This window comes from Pseudomonas lactis, assembly GCF_001439845.1.
In the GTDB taxonomy this organism is placed as follows: domain Bacteria; phylum Pseudomonadota; class Gammaproteobacteria; order Pseudomonadales; family Pseudomonadaceae; genus Aquipseudomonas; species Aquipseudomonas lactis.
In genome coordinates this window covers 229,558-246,966 of record NZ_JYLO01000012.1, presented here as the reverse complement: position 1 = coordinate 246,966, position 17,409 = coordinate 229,558, and the positions used below count along the sequence as shown (strand labels likewise).

Sequence of the window (17,409 nt, the reverse complement as noted above, 5' to 3'; positions counted from 1 at the left end):
AATAGGGTAAGAATCGACGCCGGACAACGATGCCGGCGTCTGCTATTTCTGGAGGACCGATGAGCCTGCCTGCTGCTTTCCTGAGCGACGTCGCACAACTGATCCCGCAAGATCGCCGCTTCGACGATCCACTTTCCACCCTCGCCTTCGGCACCGACGCCAGCTTCTACAGACTGATCCCACAACTGGTGATCCGCGTGGAGTCAGAAGACGAAGTGGTAACACTGCTGCAACTGGCCCAGCGCGACCGCGTGCCGGTGTCCTTCCGTGCCGCAGGCACCAGCCTCTCGGGCCAGGCCATCAGCGACTCGGTGCTGATCGTGCTGGGTGATAACTGGAACCACCGCGAAATTCGCGGGCAAGGCACACAGATACGCCTGCAACCCGGCGTCATAGGGGCCCAGGCCAACGCCTGGCTCGCGCCATTCGGGCGCAAGATCGGCCCAGACCCAGCGTCAATTAACGCCTGTAAGATCGGCGGTATCGTCGCCAATAATGCCAGTGGCATGTGCTGCGGCACCGCGCAAAACACCTACCACACCCTGGCGGGCATCCGCCTGGTACTGGCCGATGGCAGCCGCCTGGACACCGAAGATGCCGCCAGCGTGCAAGCCTTCCGCCAGTTACATAGCGCACTGCTTGAACGCCTCGCCCTGCTGGGCCGCGAGACACGGGCAAATACTGAGCTGGCGGCAAAGATCCGCCATAAATACCGACTGAAAAACACCACCGGCCTCTCACTCAATGCCTTGGTGGATTTCGATGACCCGCTGGATATCCTCAGCCACCTGCTGGTCGGCTCCGAGGGCACCCTGGGGTTTATCAGTGCGGTCACCTACGACACCGTGATCGATCACCCAAACAAAGCCTCGGCGCTGATCGTCTTCCCGGATGTCGAAACTTGCTGCAACGCCGTCACCGTGCTGAAAACCCAACCCGTCTCCGCCGTTGAACTGCTGGACCGACGCAGCATGCGCTCGGTCCAGGACAAACCGGGCATGCCTGCTTTCGTACAGCACCTATCGGAAAACGCCTGCGCACTATTGATCGAATCCCGCGCCGCTTCGCCATCGCTGCTGCACGAACAACTGACGCGCATCATGGCGTCCCTGGCGGCGTTTCCCGTGGAGCAACAAGTCGACTTCACCGAAGACCCACGGGAAAACGCCCGCCTGTGGGCCATCCGCAAAGACACCTTTCCGGCCGTAGGCGCGGTGCGCAAAACCGGCACCACCGTGATCATCGAAGACGTGACCTTCCCGGTCGAACAACTGGCGATCGGCGTGAACCGCCTGATCTCACTGTTCGACAAACATCACTACGACGAAGCCATCCTTTTCGGACATGCCCTGGAAGGCAATCTGCACTTTGTGTTCACCCAAGGCTTCAACAGCAGCGAAGAAGTCGCACGCTATCAAGCGTTCATGGATGACGTCGCGCAACTGGTGGCCGTGGAGTTCGGTGGCTCGCTGAAGGCCGAACACGGCACCGGACGCAATATGGCGCCGTTCGTTGAACTGGAATGGGGCAGCGACGCTTATCAACTGATGTGGCAGCTCAAGCGCCTGCTCGACCCCAACGGCATCCTCAACCCGGATGTGGTGCTCAGCGAAGACCCGCAGATTCACCTCAAACACCTCAAGCCCCTGCCCGCCGCCGATGAGCTTGTGGATAAGTGCATCGAGTGCGGGTTCTGCGAACCGGTGTGCCCGTCAAAGGGCCTGACCCTGAGCCCGCGCCAGCGCATCGTGATCTGGCGCGACATCCAGGCCAAAAAACGCGCAGGCGTGGACACCACCGAACTGGAAGCGGCCTACCACTACCAGGGCATCGACACCTGCGCCGCCACCGGCTTATGCGCGCAACGCTGCCCTGTAGGCATCAATACCGGCGACCTGGTAAAAAAACTGCGCAGCCGCGAGGCCGACCGTACGAAAACCGCCGACTGGCTCGCCAGCCATTTCGCAACCGCGCTGCAAGGTGCGCGCTTTACCCTGCACGTCGCCAATGGCGCACGCATGCTGCTGGGCGCCCCACGGCTGGCCAGGCTCTCGAGCACGCTGACCAAGCTGTCCAAAGGGCAAATTCCGCAGTGGACCAACGCCATGCCACAGCCCGAAAAAGCCATCCGCTTCAGCCCCGCGGTGACAGACGCCCGCCCGCGCGTGGTGTACCTGGCCGCCTGCGTCTCCCGCGCCATGGGCCCGGCAGCCGGCGATAAAGAGCAAATGTCGCTGTACGACAAAACCCGCCAGCTGCTGGAAAAGGCCGGCTACCAGGTAGTCTTCCCCGACAACCAGGACAGCCTCTGCTGCGGCCAACCCTTCGCCTCCAAAGGCTACGCCGAGCAGGCCGAACACAAGCGCCAGGAACTGATCGGCGCCCTGCTCCACGCCAGCCGCGGCGGCCTCGACCCCATCTACTGCGACACCAGCCCCTGCACCCTGCGCCTGGTGCAAGAGCTGGAAGAAACGCGCCTGGACCTCTACGACCCGGTGCGCTTTATCCGCACCCACCTGATGGACCGCCTCGACTTCACGGCCCAAGAAGCGCCCATCGCCGTACACGTCACCTGCAGCACCCAACACCTGGGCGAGAGCCAGGCACTGATCGAACTGGCGCGACGCTGCGCAAAAACCGTGGTGATCCCCGAAGGCATTCATTGCTGCGGCTTTGCCGGCGACAAAGGCTTCACCACCCCGGAGCTCAACGCCCACTCCCTGCGCTCACTCAAGGACGCCGTGCAATATTGCAGCGAAGGCATCTCCACCAGCCGCACCTGCGAGATCGGCCTGAGCCAGCATGGCGGCATCGACTACCACAACCTGGTCTACCTGGTAGACCGCGTCACCCGCGCCCGCGCCCACTGACCCGGCAAAAAAACCGAACCCTGGCGCACCGACGCAGTCATCTGCATAGGCCTCGACAAACGAGGCCCATCCGTGATGTCGCTGGCAGCGGTTGCACGCCAGCAGCGTCGAGCCCTTTTGCGCAAGGAGACACCCTATGAAGCGTTCCGCTCTTGCTGGCTTGTTCATGACCGCTGCGATGCTCGCCTCCCCCGCTTTCGCAGCCAGTGACAAAGACCTGTGCCAGATCAACCTGGACAAAATCAACAACGGCAAAGCCCTGCTCGCCACCGACACCAGCGGTAAAAGTGGCGAAATAGACACCGCCGTCTCCCAGGCCAAGGCCGCCCACGCCGCCGGTGATGAGAAGAAGTGCATCGAAATCACCTCCAAGGCCCTGCAAGACCTGCAGAACAGCGACAAAGGCGGTCAGTAAGCGATAGGGCCAACCTTCGGGTTGGCCTTCGCTGACGTTTTGGCGTACACTGCACAGGCTTGTCACTCACTAAGAAACAACGAGTTACAAGCACGGGGCCGTTTAGGATTCGACGCCGGTCGCGAAACTTTAGGTGCATGCCGAGTTGGTAACAGAACTCGTAAATCCACTGTTGCAACTTCTTATAGTTGCCAATGACGAAAACTACGGCCAGGAATTCGCTCTCGCTGCGTAAGCAGCCTTAGCCCTGAGCTTCTGGTACCTTCGGGTCCAGCAATCACCAGGGGATGTCTGTAAACCCAAAGTGATTGTCATATAGAACAGAATCGCCGTGCAGTACGTTGTGGACGAAGCGGCTAAAACTTACACAACTCGCCCAAAGCACCCTGCCCTTCGGGTCGCTGAGGGTTAACTTAATAGAAACGGCTAAGCATGTAGTACCGACAGCGGAGTACTGGCGGACGGGGGTTCAAATCCCCCCGGCTCCACCACTTCATCATCTAAAGACGTCCACGGACGTCTTTTTTTGTGCCTGAAATCCAGTTAAATCAAGGACTTCAGGGCCATTGGCTTCCGTAGAAGAATTTAGAGTTCCAGGCGTTTTGGTATCCCATTTGGTATCCCGGACCCACCGGTGTTATTTTTGGGATACCAAAACGGTGTCGGAGGTAGCTCTCATGCCTACTAATGCAACCCGCCTCTCAGACCGCCAACTCAAGGCAGTCAAGGCAACAGGAAAAGACTTCGTTCTCACTGACGGCGACGGCCTTCAACTCAGAGTCAGAGCCAGTGGCTCGATGATATGGAATTTCAACTACCGCGAGCCGGTAACCAAAAACCGCCTCAATATGGCGCTGGGCCCTTACCCGGCTCTCTCGTTGGCGAACGCCAGAAAGAAAGCTCAAGAAGCACGTGAACTACTGGCGCTAGGCATTGACCCCAAGGCTCACCGCGATGAGCTCAGGCAAGCCAAGTTGGCGAAGACCGAACACACACTCGAGAAGGTGGCAACCGCCTGGTTCGAACTGAAAAAGCACTCCGTCACAACGGCATACGCCGAAGACATCTGGCGCTCACTCACGCTGCATGTTTTCCCCAGCCTCAAAGCCACACCCCTCGCAGACATCACCGCCCCCATGATCATCAAGCTCCTACGGCCGATCGAGGCCAAAGGCAGCCTGGAGACGGTCAAGCGACTTTCCCAACGCCTCAACGAAATCATGGCCTACGGCGTCAACTGCGGGCTGATATTTGCGAACCCGCTCAGTGGAATTCGGGCAGCCTTCAAGAAACCGCAAAAACAAAACATGGCGGCACTTCCTCCCGAAGAACTACCCGACCTTATGCTGGCGATTGCCAACGCCAGTATCAAACGCATCACCCGCTGCCTGATCGAATGGCAACTGCACACTATGACCCGCCCTGCCGAGGCTGCCGGGACGACCTGGGCAGAAATAGATTTCGAGAAACGCATCTGGACCATCCCAAAGGAGCGCATGAAAAAACGCCGTGCGCACCCCATCCCCCTAAGCGATCAGGCGCTCGCGCTGCTAGAGACACTCAAGCCCTACAGCGGCCACCGGGAACACGTATTTCCGGCCGACCGAAATCCGCGTACCCACGCAAACAGCCAGACCGCGAACATGGCATTAAAGCGTATGGGCTTCCAGGATCGGTTGGTCAGCCACGGCCTGCGATCAATGGCCAGCACCATCCTCAACGAACATGGATGGGACCCGGAGTTGATTGAAGTCGCACTCGCCCATGTCGACAAAGACGAAGTCCGAAGCGCGTACAACCGAGCTGACTACATTGAGCGAAGACGCCCGATGATGACTTGGTGGAGCGACTACATTCAAAAAGCTGCCACCGGCAATTTGTCGGTGACGGCCATTCATGAAAACAGAAACGGGAACGTCATCCCGTTTCGTTAATCAGTTCCTGCTGGCGACAGCGGCGACAATGGCGACATCCCACGTATTTAGCGATCCTTCGTATGGCGACAACGTGGCGACAGTCGCCACCAGCCGCATCGCCCATAACCTTTTCAGGCCCAGCCCCTGAGGGCGGGAAGGCTTGCCGTCCTGCCCTCAGGGGCTCACTTTAAAAACCGACGAACGACCTATCATCCATCTGATGGCCACCTTCTTCCATACACGTCCACTGCCTATAAACGCCATCCCACCCGCCGAGCACGCGCTACACCTGAGCCGAAAAGCGCTGTCATCGACAGCATTGCCAAAGTAGCAAGGGGTCTTTAAGCCCAGCCCATGCGCGCTCGCTTCCGATAAGGCACAGGCACGCTCAACGTAGCGAAGCCCACTTACCCACAGTGCAGTAGCGGCAGCCGGCCCTCCCGTCTCTTTTTCCTGGAAAGAGACGGGAGGGCCGGCTGCCGCTACTGCAGTCCGACTCGTACATGGACTTTGGGTTACTTCAGCCCTGGCCTTCTAGAGTCAGATAAATAGTTCCTGTACATTTTTCATCGCACTATCGGCAAAGCTTTGCAGGAAAGCCTCGAACGCTGGCACGTCTTCCTTGCCGCCAGTGTAGGGCTGGCCAATGATAGTCCAGGTCGCCAGGCTCTGGCGCTCGCCTTGAGGAGCAACCTGCATTACTGCCCATAGGTTGCCGATATTCAACGACGTGTAGATCAGTGACCAGGTCATGGCCATCGCTTGGTCGTCATGCGTATTGAGTTGCTCAATCACCACATTACCGTCCTTGAACAGCTTCTTGCGTACCGAACGTACGCCCTCGCCGGTCATTTCAATGTGGGAAAGCGCAGGGATAAACTTGGCGAAACCGGAGAAATCTCCGACGACTTTCCACACGCTGCGAGCATCGCCGTTCACGATCACGCTGGCGACGACAGGGTTGCCCACTGGGTTGCAGACCAGGGTATCGGGTTCAAAATGTTGCATGAGAAAGCTCCTTTTTTGTTTAGATGAAATCGATTTGCTTGAGGTAGTCACAGCCTTTTTGCAGCAGCGCACTGCTCTTGGCCGGGTAGTCTTCCCCCATGCTCTGGATGCCTGAGAGCGCATTGCGGTACTCGATCATCGAGATATCACCAATGTCTTCTTCAAACCCATTAAGGTAAAAACCGACCACACCGAACAGTGCGTTATTACTGTCGATGGCCGACAGGCGCTGTTGCCATTGCGTCACCGGGACCATCTGGAAGTCGTGACCGGCAGCGCGAAACGCCTCCACATAGTGAGTCCATGATAGGGGCTGCGGGTTGTGCAGGTTGAACACCGCTTTGGAACGGTTATGGCGGCTGGCATGAAAGGCAATGAACCGGGCGAGGAAATCCACCGGCATCAGGTCGAAATTAAGCGCCAGTTCGGGCACTTCCTTAAGCTGCAGTGAGCCTTTGAGCATCAACATCAAGCGATTCTGGTGCGGCTGACACACCCCCGTTCGCGTATTGAATGCAATGTTTCCCGGCCGGTAGAGGTTGACCCAGACGCCCGACTCGCTGGCATTCCACAAAATGCGCTCAGCCACCCACTTGGAAAGGTTGTAACCATTGCGAATGTAGATCGGCGGCGTGAACGCCGGTGGCTCTTCCAACACCCGCCCCTGTTCATCCATTGTGCTTGAAGCTGACAGGGTGGAGATGAAGTTGAAAATCTTCTTGCTGCGCCCTTCACACAGTTGCAGGCATTCGAGCACAGGCGTGACGTTGTCCTTGACCAGCGACTCGTAGTCGAGCACGTGGTTGACGTTGGCCGCGTTATAGATCAACACGCCATATTCACGGTCTAGCCATTCATAGTCCTGCTCGGATAACCCCAGGCGTGGCTTGCTGATATCCGCCGCCAGTACCTTTACGCGGCTCAGGTCCAGATGCTCGAGACGGTTCTGGATCAGCGCCTGCTCGAAGCGCTGCTGGGCGCTCATCCCCGCCGACTCGCGAACCAGGCAAGCCACTTCGGTACTGCCCAGTTCCAGTAGTGCCTCGACAATATGCACGCCGAGAAAACCATTGGAGCCGGTCACGATGACCTTGTGTATGTTGCCCAGCCGACTGATCGGCAACACGTCCAGTTCAGGCCGAATCATCGCGTCCTGCAGCGCTTGAGGACTGACCGTAGCGGTGGCATCGACGTGCTGGTCGATCAGGTTGGCAAGGTTGATCAGGGTGGGCTGTTCGATAAAACGGTTGATCGAGACCCCCTTGCCAAAGGTTTCGCGAATGCCCATGAGCATCTGCGACAAAAGGATCGAATGCCCCCCCAGATTGAAGAAACTGTCATCCACGGAGATGTCCTCCGCGGGTAGGTCCAACAGCCTGGACCACAGCTCCAGCAACTGCTGCTGGGTGACGTTCTGGGGTGCCAGGTGCGGCCCTTGGGTCTTGTAGTTAACTGGTAATTCTCTCAAGGCTTTGCGGTCGATCTTGCCATTGGCCGTGGCCGGCAAACACTCCAGCAGGCAGTAGGCGCTGGGGCGCATGTAGTCGGGTAAATGCTTGAGCGCATAAGCCTGCAACTTTTCGCTGGCCACTTGGCCTTCGGCATTTTGGGGCTGAGAGAAAAAGGCCAGGATGCGCCGCTGGTTATCGATGACTACCGCCAGTTGACGGAACAGTTGGCTCGATTGCAGCAGGTGCTCGATTTCTTCTGGCTCGACCCGGAACCCGCGAATCTTCACCTGGTTATCCAGGCGCCCGATGATCTGGATGCCTTCGCGGGTCCAACGCGCCAGATCGCCGGTACGGTACAGGCGCACCCGTTGACCGTCGGGCAACTCATGCAGGCGGTAACGTTCGGCAGTCATTTCCAAGGCACCGAGGTAGCCAGCACCTACGCCGGGCCCGGCGATGTGAATCTCACCGCTGTCCGCTTCGCCTACCGGTTGACCGTGTTCATCCAGCAGGTAAACCGAGGTATTGGCAATCGGCACGCCCAGGTTGCGATTGTTGTCTGCGGGCTGGAAGGTGCGGCAGGTGGCGAGCACCGTGGTCTCGGTGGGACCGTAAATATTGTGCAGCGCACAATGGCCCACCAGTTGCTCGATCACCTGGGGCTCGCACACATCACCGCCCGTCACCAGGTGCTGGATGCCGTACAGCGATTCGAGCTGAATAATGCTGAGCAAGGCCGGCGGCAAGAACGCATGGGTAACCTGTTCTTGCTGGATCAACTCGGCAAGCGCCACCGGGTCGCGGCGCTGGTCTTCGGTGGGCACGATCAACTCGCCGCCCTGGATAAGCGTGGGAAAGATATCCAGCAACGACGCATCGAAGTTGATGGTGGAAAACTGTAAGGCTCGACTGTGATGGCTCAGTTCCACATAGAGGGCATACCACGCACAGAAGTGGCTCAGGTTATCGACCGTCAGCAACACGCCCTTGGGTTGCCCGGTGGTACCCGAGGTGTAAATCGCCACGCAAGGCGCCGAGCCACTAAGCGCTACTCGCAGCAGGCGCTGATCCGGGGCCAGGGCGACCCGGCTGTAACCCTGGGCGCCGTGGTGGAAGAAATCCAGGTGGCTGATGTCCAGGGTGGCCAGGCCCGGCAGTGGGTCGTCTGCCTGGGTGTCCTGAATCAGCAAGCAGGCGCCGGAATGCTTGAGGATCGCCGCGCGGCGCTCGACAGGATGGTTCGGGTCCAGGGGCAAGTACACCGCGCCACACCCGAGCACCGCCAGGATCGCCGCGTAGAGCGCCGTGCCTTTAGGCAACGAGATAGCGACCACCGTCACCCCGCCGGTGGAGATTTCAAGCAAAGGCTGCAAGCGCTCTTGAATCGCCACGCTATAGGCATGCAATTGCGCGTAGGACATGCCACGCCCCTGCACTTTCAGGGCGTTGCGCTCGGCATTGATCAGCAGGCTATCGGCCAGGCGTTGTATAAAGGGGCGCTTGGCGTCCTCCAGGATCCCGGTGTTGACAGTTGCATTGTGGTGATGGCACCACACCAGGCTGTCGATCAGCGTCAGGCTCGACAACCGGTCGAGCGCCCGTACCGGCTCACGGGGCACCTCAAGATAGTCGGCGCTACGTGAGAAACGCCCAATGTGCATACTGGCCATCTCCACCACCTGCGCAACCGCTTCGTGCGCCAGGTCGGCGCCGTTGCCAGCGGCATCGGCGCACACCTCGCGGCGCCCCAGCAACATCCAGTCGCCGTCACCAGGACGCCATAGGCAGTCCACCCGCACTGGCGCAAAGACATCGCTGGCATTATCGGAGTGCGCCCGCAAAGACAGGCGCTGACACGACGGATAATGGGGCAGTTGCGCCGTGCTGGCGTCATCTATCAGCAAGTCCGGCACCGGTAACCGGCAAAGATCAATGGCGTTATCACTGGTCAACAAGTGGGCGGTATGGCCCATCTGCTCCAGCTCTTGCGTAAGGCAGGCAAGCGCATGGCTGCGCCCGCACAGAACGATATCAAGATGTCTCATTGAAGTTGTCCTCTAGCGCAGATAATCGGCGAGCGCTTCCTGCATGCAGGGAGCGTCGAGCAGGGCGCTGTGTTTGAAGAATCGGACGATGTTGCCTACCAGCGGGTGAGACGGCGTGATCGGAAAACTCATGCCTTCGACCTCCTGACGCAAGGCTGCCTTGACCCCGGGGCTTACCTGGAGTTGCTCGATCAGCGCGAAATCAAAGCCCTGCTGGATCTCGTTGGTCAGGTACTCACCCAGGAACACCGGCATGATCGAGGCCAGCACACGTTTGTCCTCCTCGCTCGCAGTGCTCCAGTAGATACGTGTCAACTTGACCCAGAAGCCCGAATGTCGCCCCTCATCAGCCAGGTGGTCTGCCATCAGCCCTTTGACTGACGTCTTGACCGAGTCGTCGCGGGCAAAGGCCGCGACATCGTTGGTCAGGGTGTTTTCCGCGATGGCGACACAGATCAACTCGACAGCCGCCTTGAGGTGCTCGGGCGCCATGGCCAATGCCTTGGGAATCGAACGGCTGAGTTCGATTTCCGTTGGCAAGGCAATCGGTTCGATGCCGGTCAGCTCGATGGTCTGTTGCATGTAGTCCATCGCCACGAGCGCGTGATAGTCCTCATCGACCACAACGGTCATCGCGTCATATCGACAGGCGAATGGAAAACGTATAGCGAAGTTATCTTTCGCAATGCTCCTGGCAGTCTTGTCGACAATTTCGGTTTCAAAAATTACTACATCATTAATGAATTTGTACAAACTTTGAGCAAGCACAAAGTGCTGCAAGTGAGCGCATTCCCGTATAAATGTCGCGCCCATGACCAAGGGTTGGCGGCTGATCGGAAATATCAACTTTCCATCATCTTCCAGGCGTCGTCTCGGCCGCGTACGAATGGTCGCCCGCTCCTCCCACGACTCGGAAAATGACTGGTACTCTTCAGCTCTCATGAATCGTTCCCTTTGTTCATGACGATCAGTAGTAATGCACTTCAAACAACAGGCATCCGTCCTTTGAATTAAACGGTCCGTGCTCGGTGTGCGCCGCCCTGAAGAAGTAACTACCGTCGCGATAGGTCTTCTCGGGACGATCCTTACTTGCCAACTCGGTCTGGTCGCCCTCAATCAAATACACTTCTTCGTGATAATCATGGGTGTAGATTTCACGCGTGCCGCCCCCAGGATGGAAACGTACCAACCGCGTACGAACACCGGTTTTCGTCACAGGGTCCAGTGTGTCCTTGAATACCGTCAGGGTAATGTCGCGCTCCGACGTCACCTCAAACCACTGGGCCTGTTCAGCCTCGATGACTTCGAAGTTCATGCTACGCACTCACTGACAGTTTCGCGCATGGACAAACGCAAGTTGTCCCACAAGGCCAAACGGCTTCGCACTGCAGCAATCGCGGACACGTAGACTTCGTCCTGACGCTGGGCATCGCCATTGACCAGTCGCGCCAACAGGCTTTCCGCCGCTGGGCCGTGGTCTTCCGAGTCGACTTCGATGTGACGTTGCAGGTAATAGCGAAAGGTGGGGGCGTCGTCGGCGGTGATGTCCCAATCATCAAGGATTCGCTGGAACATCTCGGGGATGACGCTTTCACGGCCATGCAGGAAGGCGGCGGCAACACTGTGGGTGGGGGCGTTGATAGCGGTTTCGATGGTGTCGGTGACGAAGGCAGAGGCTGCCAGGCCAGCGCCGCAACGCGTAAGAGCCGTTTGCAGGTCGACGCCGTCGCGCATCAGTTTGACAAAATGTTCGATCTTGTCAGTGCTGGCGCCCACTTCCCGCATAGCGTGCAGTTAAAGTTCGAAGTGGCTGTAATGCCCGCCTTGCAGATTCTGGTCAGACTCCTCGCCCAGGATGATCTCATTGATAAGGTGCGCTGCCGCCGGGTCCAACGGCGGCAGCCAAGGCAGGCGAGTACAGGTCAGGTCCTGTTGCAGGCGCTTGGCCAGAGACATGAAATCCCACACCGCGAATACATGGGTTTCCATAAAGGCACGCAGCACCGGCAAGGAATTGATTTCAGCAAAGATCTGATGGTTGCCCAGTTCTAATTTCTTTGCGCTCAATAGCGACTTTTTATCTTCCATGTTGCGCTCCTTATCAGGCGTTAGTCAGGTCTGGCCACGCGAGACTTACCTGGCTATCTTTTTCCAGGCATAGCAGGCCTATCTCGCCATTGCCGGCCAGCACTTCAGTCTTATTCAAGTTAGTTATAATCTCATGCTTCGTTAGCGCGAACTCCAAACCGCCAAAGCAAGACAAAACTTAGAGGAAGTTCATGACACTCGGCAAGTGCTTTGTTGAAAATTAATACAATTTATTTCGGAGCTATAAATACGCAAACAACAGAAGCCCGACCGAAGTTAATAACATCAACTTCGTCAGGCAATGGTTGGCCGACACCCCTTTCCGGAGTGCAAACCACCTATATGTCATTGCTAAGTTAGCAATCAATCAATCTATGAAGAGGCCATGCGCCTTTTTACCATTCAAGTTCCCTCTTGCTCATTGACAAAGACCCGCTCATTGCTGGCGGACAGAATTTGGTCAACTCTTTACGTGTTGCCGTAATGCGAGCGCCGCCACACCGCACAAGATCAAGGCAATACAGGACACATAGAACGCATCGCTGTAGGCCATCAGATACGCCTCGCGACGCACGGTGTGGATCAGACCCTCGATGAGCTGCTGCTGGGCAGGCAGCAATTGGTTGAATATGAAATCTTCGCTGTCTGCCATGCTGTCGCGCAGCCGCTCCTGCAGCGACGGGGAAAACAGCGTGATCGACTCTCCCACCCGCTCTGAGTGAAAGCGCTCGCGCATCGCGACGATTTGCGTCAGCCCTGCGGTACCCACGGCCCCGCCAAGGTTGCGCAGCATGGAAAACAACGCGGATGCGGAACCGGCTTCATCTTTGGCCAGCCCGGAAACCGCCAGAACAGAAAGCGCCACCATGATCAACGGCTGTCCGATCCCCCGTACCACGGTGGAAGGAATGATTACGTTGGCGGCGCTATCGACGTCCAGGTGCGCGCCGAGGTAGCAACCCAGGGCCATGATGAAAAAGCCGCTGGCGACCATCAGTTTCGGGTTGAGCCACTTCATTAGGCGCGGCATGAACGGTGCCAGTACCAATTGCACCATACCGTAGGCAATCAGACTGATGCCGATTTCCCGGGCGTTGTACCCCTGCAGTTGGGAAAGGTAATTGGGCACCAGGAACACCAGGCCGAAGGTAGCCCCGCCGAAAATGAACATCGCCGCACTGGCCACTCCGAAGTTGTAGCTCTTGAGCAGGCGCAGGTTGATGAAGGAGCGGCTGCCGTACAACTGCGACAGCACGAAGTACACCAGGGCGAGCCCGGCGATCAGCGACATCCACACAATGAAATCGGAGCCGAACCAGTCCTTGCGCCCACCTTCCTCCAGCACGATCTGCAAGCCTCCCAGGCCGACGATCATGGCGAGGATGCCGCCCCAGTCACCGCGTTTGAGCAGGCTCAACTGCATGGGCTTGGCATCGATGGACCATGCCACCGCCAGCAACAAGAGAATGCCCGGCGCCAGTTGCAGGTAAAAAATCCAGCGCCACGAATAAGCATCGGTCAACCAGCCACCAATGGATGGCCCGGCGGCCTGGGCAACGCTGTTGGACAAGGCGAACAAAGCCATGCCCATCGCGATCTTGCTGGGTGGGAGCTCGGTGATGATCAACTGGAATGACAAGGGGATCAGCACCGCGCCGGCGGCCCCCTGGATCACTCGAATGATGATCATCACTTCCAGGTTGGGCGCCCAGGAGCAGGCAATGGACGCCACCAGGAACACAAACGACCCCACCAGCATCACTCGCCGCAGCGAGAACACCTGGACCAACCAGGCCGTCAGCGGAATCATCACGATTTCCGCAACCAGGTAAGCCGTGGAAATCCACGAGCCCTCCTCGAAGGTCGCCCCCAGGGAACCCTCGATTTCAGGCAGCGCGGCGCTGGTCACATGCACGTTCATACCGGCCATGAAACAACCGAACAGCCCGCCGATCACCGCCACCCAGGCGCGAAAGGAGACGGTTTTTTCAACGGCCTCAGTCATGCGTCACGCCCTGGGTGCCGGACCGGGTGTCAACGGTGGTGATCACCGACATGCCAGGCAAAATAGGCCCGCCCTCGTCATGCTCATCGATGACGATCTTCACTGGGAAGCGCTGCACGATCTTGGTGAAGTTGCCGGTGGCGTTATCCGACGGCAACAGCGCGAACACGGCCCCGGAACCTGGCGAAAAGCTCACCACATGGCCCTTGAGCTTGCGTCCCGAATAGCTGTCCACGCTGATATCCACCGGTTGACCGGCGCGCATGTCGCGCAACTGGGTTTCCTTGTAGTTGGCCACCACATAGGCCTGCTGCAGGGGCACCACCGCCAGCAACGGCAAGCCCGGCGCGACGTATTGGCGAGTACGCACTTTGCGCTGCCCCACGACCCCGTCGATGGGTGAGCGGATCAAGGTGTCTTCCAGCGCATGAGACGCAAGGCTCAACTGCGCCTCGGCTTGGCTGCGCCGGGCAACCTGTTGTTGGAGCGAGGCTTCGGCCAGTTGGCGCCGGGTAATGGCGACGGTCAACCGGGTTTCCTGTTGACGCTGCATCGCCTTGGCGATTTCCACCGCGGCGTTGGCCTGGGTGTAGCTGGCAGCCGCCGTTTCCAGACGCTGAGCACTGGCGGCGTGTTCGCGCACCAGGCCCTGGTAGCGGCGTTGGTCAAGGCTCGCGCGGCGCAACTCGGCCGCGACGCTGCGGGTGTGGGCCTCAGCCTGGTTTACCCCGGCCTTTTGCTGAGCGATCAGGCTGTCGGTCACTTGCAGGTTGGCCTGTTGGGCCGCGACCGAGGCCTGGGTTTCCGCCAATTGCGCACGCGCCTGCGCCAGCCGCGCCTGGTAATCGCGGTCCTCGATGCGCACCAGCACATCCCCGGCCTTGACGGGCTGGTCATCCTCCACCAGCACCTGGGCCACATACCCGGAGACCTTCGGGCTGATGGGAATCCAGTCGGCACGCACATAGGCATCATCGGTCTGTTCCAGGTAACGTCCAACCGTCATCCAATACACCCCGAACGCCACCGCCGCGATCGACAGCACAACGCCTCCCAGCAGGATAAGGTTGCGTTTGCGGCGTTGCTTGCGCGCATGCATGAGCTGCTCGACCACCTTCTCTTGCTCGTCCTGGACAGCGATTTTTTCATCGACAGCGATATTCATGGCTGGGTACCGGAAAAATTGACGGAAGTGCGGCTGAGGGCAGCGGTCGCGGGGGCAGAAGACTGCCAACCGCCGCCAAGCGTGCGAAACAGGCTGATCTGGCGCTGCAATAGCTGGCCATCAGCATCGGCGAGCGTGGCCTGCAGGCGGATCAGCTCACGCTCGCTGTCCAGCACGTCGAGAAAGTCGATAGACCCGGCGTCGTAATTGAACTGGGCCAACTTGTAGGCTTGACGACTGCTGTCCAGGGCCTGGCTCAACGCGGCGTGGCGCCGGCGTTCGCCGTCGTATAGCGCGAGAGCCTGGCGTACCTCCTTGAGGGCCTTGAGTACACTGGCCTCGAATTGCGCCACTTCCACCCGCTCCAACGCCCTGGCCTGGTTGACCCGCGCGCGATTGGCACGCCAGTTGGGGAATTGCCAGGTAATCAGCGGGCCGACGCCAAACATCACCGCGCTACTGTCTCCCAGCTCATGGGGTTTGTTGGCGGATGAGGACACTGAAGCGCCAAAGGTCACCTTCGGATACAGGTCGGCCTGGACGATATCCACTTGCAGCGTGGCCGCTTGTAGTGCTCGCTCGGCCTGACGGATATCGGGGCGGCGCGCCAGTAATTGCCAGCCATCGCCCACCGGCAGCTCGGCATTAAGTTGCGGCACGACCTCACAGGTCGCCGCGCTAGTGCCTTGTTTCAGGTCGGCCACGCCGGTCAGCATCGCCAGCTCGTACAGGGCAGCTTGCCGGCGTGCTTCCAACATCGGCAGCAATGCCAGGGTTTCACCCTGCAACGCCTGCATACGGGTGTATTCGAGATCCGTCACCACGCCGGCCTGGCGCTGCCGATCGGTCAATGCCAGGCTGTGCCCGACCACTTCCAGCGAATGGCGTTGCACCTTGGCACGTGCCCCTAGGGCGCAGGCATTGACATAGGCGCGGGTGGTTTGCGCCACCACCGTGATGCGCAACAAGTCTTCGGCGTCCTGCGCCGCGGCCGCCTGGACCTGAGCCCGCTCGATACTGCGCTGGACCTGGCCCCAGACATCCACTTGATAAGCCAGCTCGAAGCCTGGGTTGAACGCCCACTGGGACGGCGCATGGCTATCGGTGGCTTTGGCCAGGGTCTGATCATCGGCTGTCTTGCCGTACTCGGCGCCCAGTGACGGCTGGGTCGACGGCCAGCGCTCGGCATCGGCCTGCATGATCCCGGCCAACATCGCCTGCACATGGGACTGGGCTGCGGCCAGGTCGCGGTTATGCATCAATGCCTGCTGCACCAGCGCGTCAAGTTTCGGATCGTTATACAACTGCCACCAATGGTCGGGTAACGCTTGGGCCGAAACCCCTTGCGGAAGGTGACTTAGGGCATTAATGCGCTCCGGGTGTGGCTGCGCGGGTGTGTGGGCAACCCAGGAGGAACAACCCGCCAGCAAGACGACCGCCACACTCAGGAGCGAAAGACGACCATGCCGTGCATATAAAAAAGGCGAACCCATCGTAAAAACCCAGAATGCCAAGTAGAAGCGCAGGTTAAGAGAGCACCGGGCCGCACATCTCCCGAGTTCCAGACAACCATCGTTTCGATTTGGACAATGTGCCTGTAGACCGCCTTATCGCAGGCGTCCACGGGCCGGGCACGCGCAAATACATGGCCCTGCCTGGAGGCGGGGCCATGTACGCTTGGGGGTCGCGCGCTCGCCGGGGCGTATCAGACCAGGCGGCAGTTGCTCGGGGTGTAGCCCATTGTGCGTTTGAACATTGCAGTAAACGCACTTGGGCTCTGGTAGCCGTGCTCCAATGCCACTTCCAGGATCGATACGCCGCAGGCCAGCCGTTGCATGCTGAGTAGCAGCCGAGTGCGCTTGCGCCACTCCCCGTAACTCATGCCCAACTCTTTCTGGAACAGCCGCGCCAGGGTGCGCGAACTCATATTGAGTTGCACCGCCCAACTCTCCAGTTTCGACTCCTGTGACGGGTTGTCGATAAAGTCGGCACACAGCGACTTAAGCCTTGGCTCATCAGGGATCGGCACATGCGCCGGCACCCTCTGCGCAATGTCGAGTTCAGAGAAAATCAGATCGACAATCTGCACATGGCGCAACAGGGCGGGTTCAGTGTCATGTTCATCGGCCGCGGCGATGATCAATTCCCGCAGCAACGGCGAAACCTTGAGAACGTGGCATTCCTCCGTCAACGCCCGGTGTGCGCCCGGCGAGATCAACAGGGTGCGCATGCGCACCTCGCCGGTCATGCGGATTTGGTGCTCCGCCCCCGAAGGGACCCAGAGCGCATGCCCGGAAGGCACCACCCAAGTGGTCCCAACGACCGATACCAGCATCACACCGTTAATGGCATAAACCAGTTGACCTTCTTCATGCCGATGCGAAGCCACTATGTCGCCATGGCCATAGTTACCGGCGAGCGCCGCCAATGCGGTGTGCGTCATCAT

At 59.0% G+C, this 17,409-nt stretch carries 11 protein-coding genes, 1 other RNA gene and 1 pseudogene; 4 read left to right on the top strand and 9 right to left on the bottom strand.

Features of this window, described 5'->3' with window-relative positions:
• The first annotated feature begins 59 nt into the window (after positions 1–59).
• The 4 genes from TX24_RS22025 (at position 60) to TX24_RS22015 (ending at position 5,219) form a co-directional block, all read left to right on the top strand.
• A complete protein-coding gene (locus TX24_RS22025) occupies positions 60–2,870 on the top strand; it encodes an FAD-binding and (Fe-S)-binding domain-containing protein (protein WP_057711114.1) in 2,811 nt (936 codons plus the stop codon).
• Between the two features lie 136 nt (positions 2,871–3,006).
• Complete coding sequence (locus tag TX24_RS22020) at positions 3,007–3,285, top strand: hypothetical protein (RefSeq protein ID WP_057711113.1); 279 nt, start codon at positions 3,007–3,009, stop codon at positions 3,283–3,285.
• 94 nt (positions 3,286–3,379) lie between these two features.
• Positions 3,380–3,776, top strand: a transfer-messenger RNA (tmRNA) gene (gene ssrA, locus TX24_RS31190).
• Between the two features lie 186 nt (positions 3,777–3,962).
• Positions 3,963–5,219 (top strand): integrase domain-containing protein, encoded by a 1,257-nt coding sequence (locus tag TX24_RS22015; protein ID WP_057711112.1) that lies wholly within the window; start codon positions 3,963–3,965, stop codon positions 5,217–5,219.
• A 522-nt stretch (positions 5,220–5,741) separates the two neighbouring features.
• Here the strand turns inward: TX24_RS22015 and TX24_RS22010 are convergent.
• The 9 genes and pseudogenes from TX24_RS22010 to TX24_RS21970 form a co-directional block, all read right to left on the bottom strand.
• Positions 5,742–6,209 (bottom strand): SRPBCC family protein, encoded by a 468-nt coding sequence (locus TX24_RS22010; protein WP_057711111.1) that lies wholly within the window; start codon positions 6,207–6,209, stop codon positions 5,742–5,744.
• Between the two features lie 19 nt (positions 6,210–6,228).
• The gene (locus TX24_RS22005) at positions 6,229–9,705 is read right to left on the bottom strand and encodes an amino acid adenylation domain-containing protein (RefSeq protein WP_057711110.1); all 3,477 of its coding nucleotides are present in this window, start codon (positions 9,703–9,705) and stop codon (positions 6,229–6,231) included.
• Between the two features lie 12 nt (positions 9,706–9,717).
• Positions 9,718–10,647 carry a diiron oxygenase gene (locus TX24_RS22000; RefSeq protein WP_057711109.1) on the bottom strand — a complete coding sequence of 310 codons (930 nt, stop codon included), beginning with the start codon at positions 10,645–10,647 and terminating at the stop codon, positions 9,718–9,720.
• Positions 10,648–10,672: 25 nt separating this feature from the next.
• Entirely contained in the window at positions 10,673–11,020 is a 348-nt protein-coding gene (locus TX24_RS21995) for a DUF4437 domain-containing protein (protein ID WP_057711108.1), read from the bottom strand.
• A pseudogene (locus tag TX24_RS21990) lies at positions 11,017–11,793 on the bottom strand (DUF3050 domain-containing protein). The gene TX24_RS21995 and the pseudogene TX24_RS21990 overlap by 4 nt, the downstream one beginning before the upstream one ends.
• 460 nt (positions 11,794–12,253) lie before the next feature.
• Complete coding sequence (locus tag TX24_RS21985) at positions 12,254–13,798, bottom strand: MDR family MFS transporter (RefSeq protein ID WP_057711107.1); 1,545 nt, start codon at positions 13,796–13,798, stop codon at positions 12,254–12,256.
• The gene (locus TX24_RS21980) at positions 13,791–14,963 is read right to left on the bottom strand and encodes an HlyD family secretion protein (protein ID WP_057711106.1); all 1,173 of its coding nucleotides are present in this window, start codon (positions 14,961–14,963) and stop codon (positions 13,791–13,793) included. Before TX24_RS21980 ends, TX24_RS21985 begins: the two co-directional genes overlap by 8 nt.
• Entirely contained in the window at positions 14,960–16,456 is a 1,497-nt protein-coding gene (locus tag TX24_RS21975) for a TolC family protein (protein WP_057711105.1), read from the bottom strand. Before TX24_RS21975 ends, TX24_RS21980 begins: the two co-directional genes overlap by 4 nt.
• Before the next feature lie 212 nt (positions 16,457–16,668).
• Positions 16,669–17,409, bottom strand: a complete 741-nt coding sequence (locus TX24_RS21970; RefSeq protein WP_057711104.1) for an AraC family transcriptional regulator — start codon at positions 17,407–17,409, stop codon at positions 16,669–16,671.

Excerpts from the sequence above, each read along its gene's own strand:
- TX24_RS22025 (WP_057711114.1), top strand. The coding sequence starts at position 60 with ATGAGCCTGCCTGCTGCTTTCCTGAGCGACGTCGCACAACTGATCCCG.
- TX24_RS22020 (WP_057711113.1), top strand. The coding sequence starts at position 3,007 with ATGAAGCGTTCCGCTCTTGCTGGCTTGTTCATGACCGCTGCGATGCTC.
- TX24_RS22015 (WP_057711112.1), top strand. The coding sequence starts at position 3,963 with ATGCCTACTAATGCAACCCGCCTCTCAGACCGCCAACTCAAGGCAGTC.
- TX24_RS22010 (WP_057711111.1), bottom strand. The coding sequence starts at position 6,209 with ATGCAACATTTTGAACCCGATACCCTGGTCTGCAACCCAGTGGGCAAC.
- TX24_RS22005 (WP_057711110.1), bottom strand. The coding sequence starts at position 9,705 with ATGAGACATCTTGATATCGTTCTGTGCGGGCGCAGCCATGCGCTTGCC.
- TX24_RS22000 (WP_057711109.1), bottom strand. The coding sequence starts at position 10,647 with ATGAGAGCTGAAGAGTACCAGTCATTTTCCGAGTCGTGGGAGGAGCGG.
- TX24_RS21995 (WP_057711108.1), bottom strand. The coding sequence starts at position 11,020 with ATGAACTTCGAAGTCATCGAGGCTGAACAGGCCCAGTGGTTTGAGGTG.
- TX24_RS21985 (WP_057711107.1), bottom strand. The coding sequence starts at position 13,798 with ATGACTGAGGCCGTTGAAAAAACCGTCTCCTTTCGCGCCTGGGTGGCG.
- TX24_RS21980 (WP_057711106.1), bottom strand. The coding sequence starts at position 14,963 with ATGAATATCGCTGTCGATGAAAAAATCGCTGTCCAGGACGAGCAAGAG.
- TX24_RS21975 (WP_057711105.1), bottom strand. The coding sequence starts at position 16,456 with ATGGGTTCGCCTTTTTTATATGCACGGCATGGTCGTCTTTCGCTCCTG.
- TX24_RS21970 (WP_057711104.1), bottom strand. The coding sequence starts at position 17,409 with ATGATGACGCACACCGCATTGGCGGCGCTCGCCGGTAACTATGGCCAT.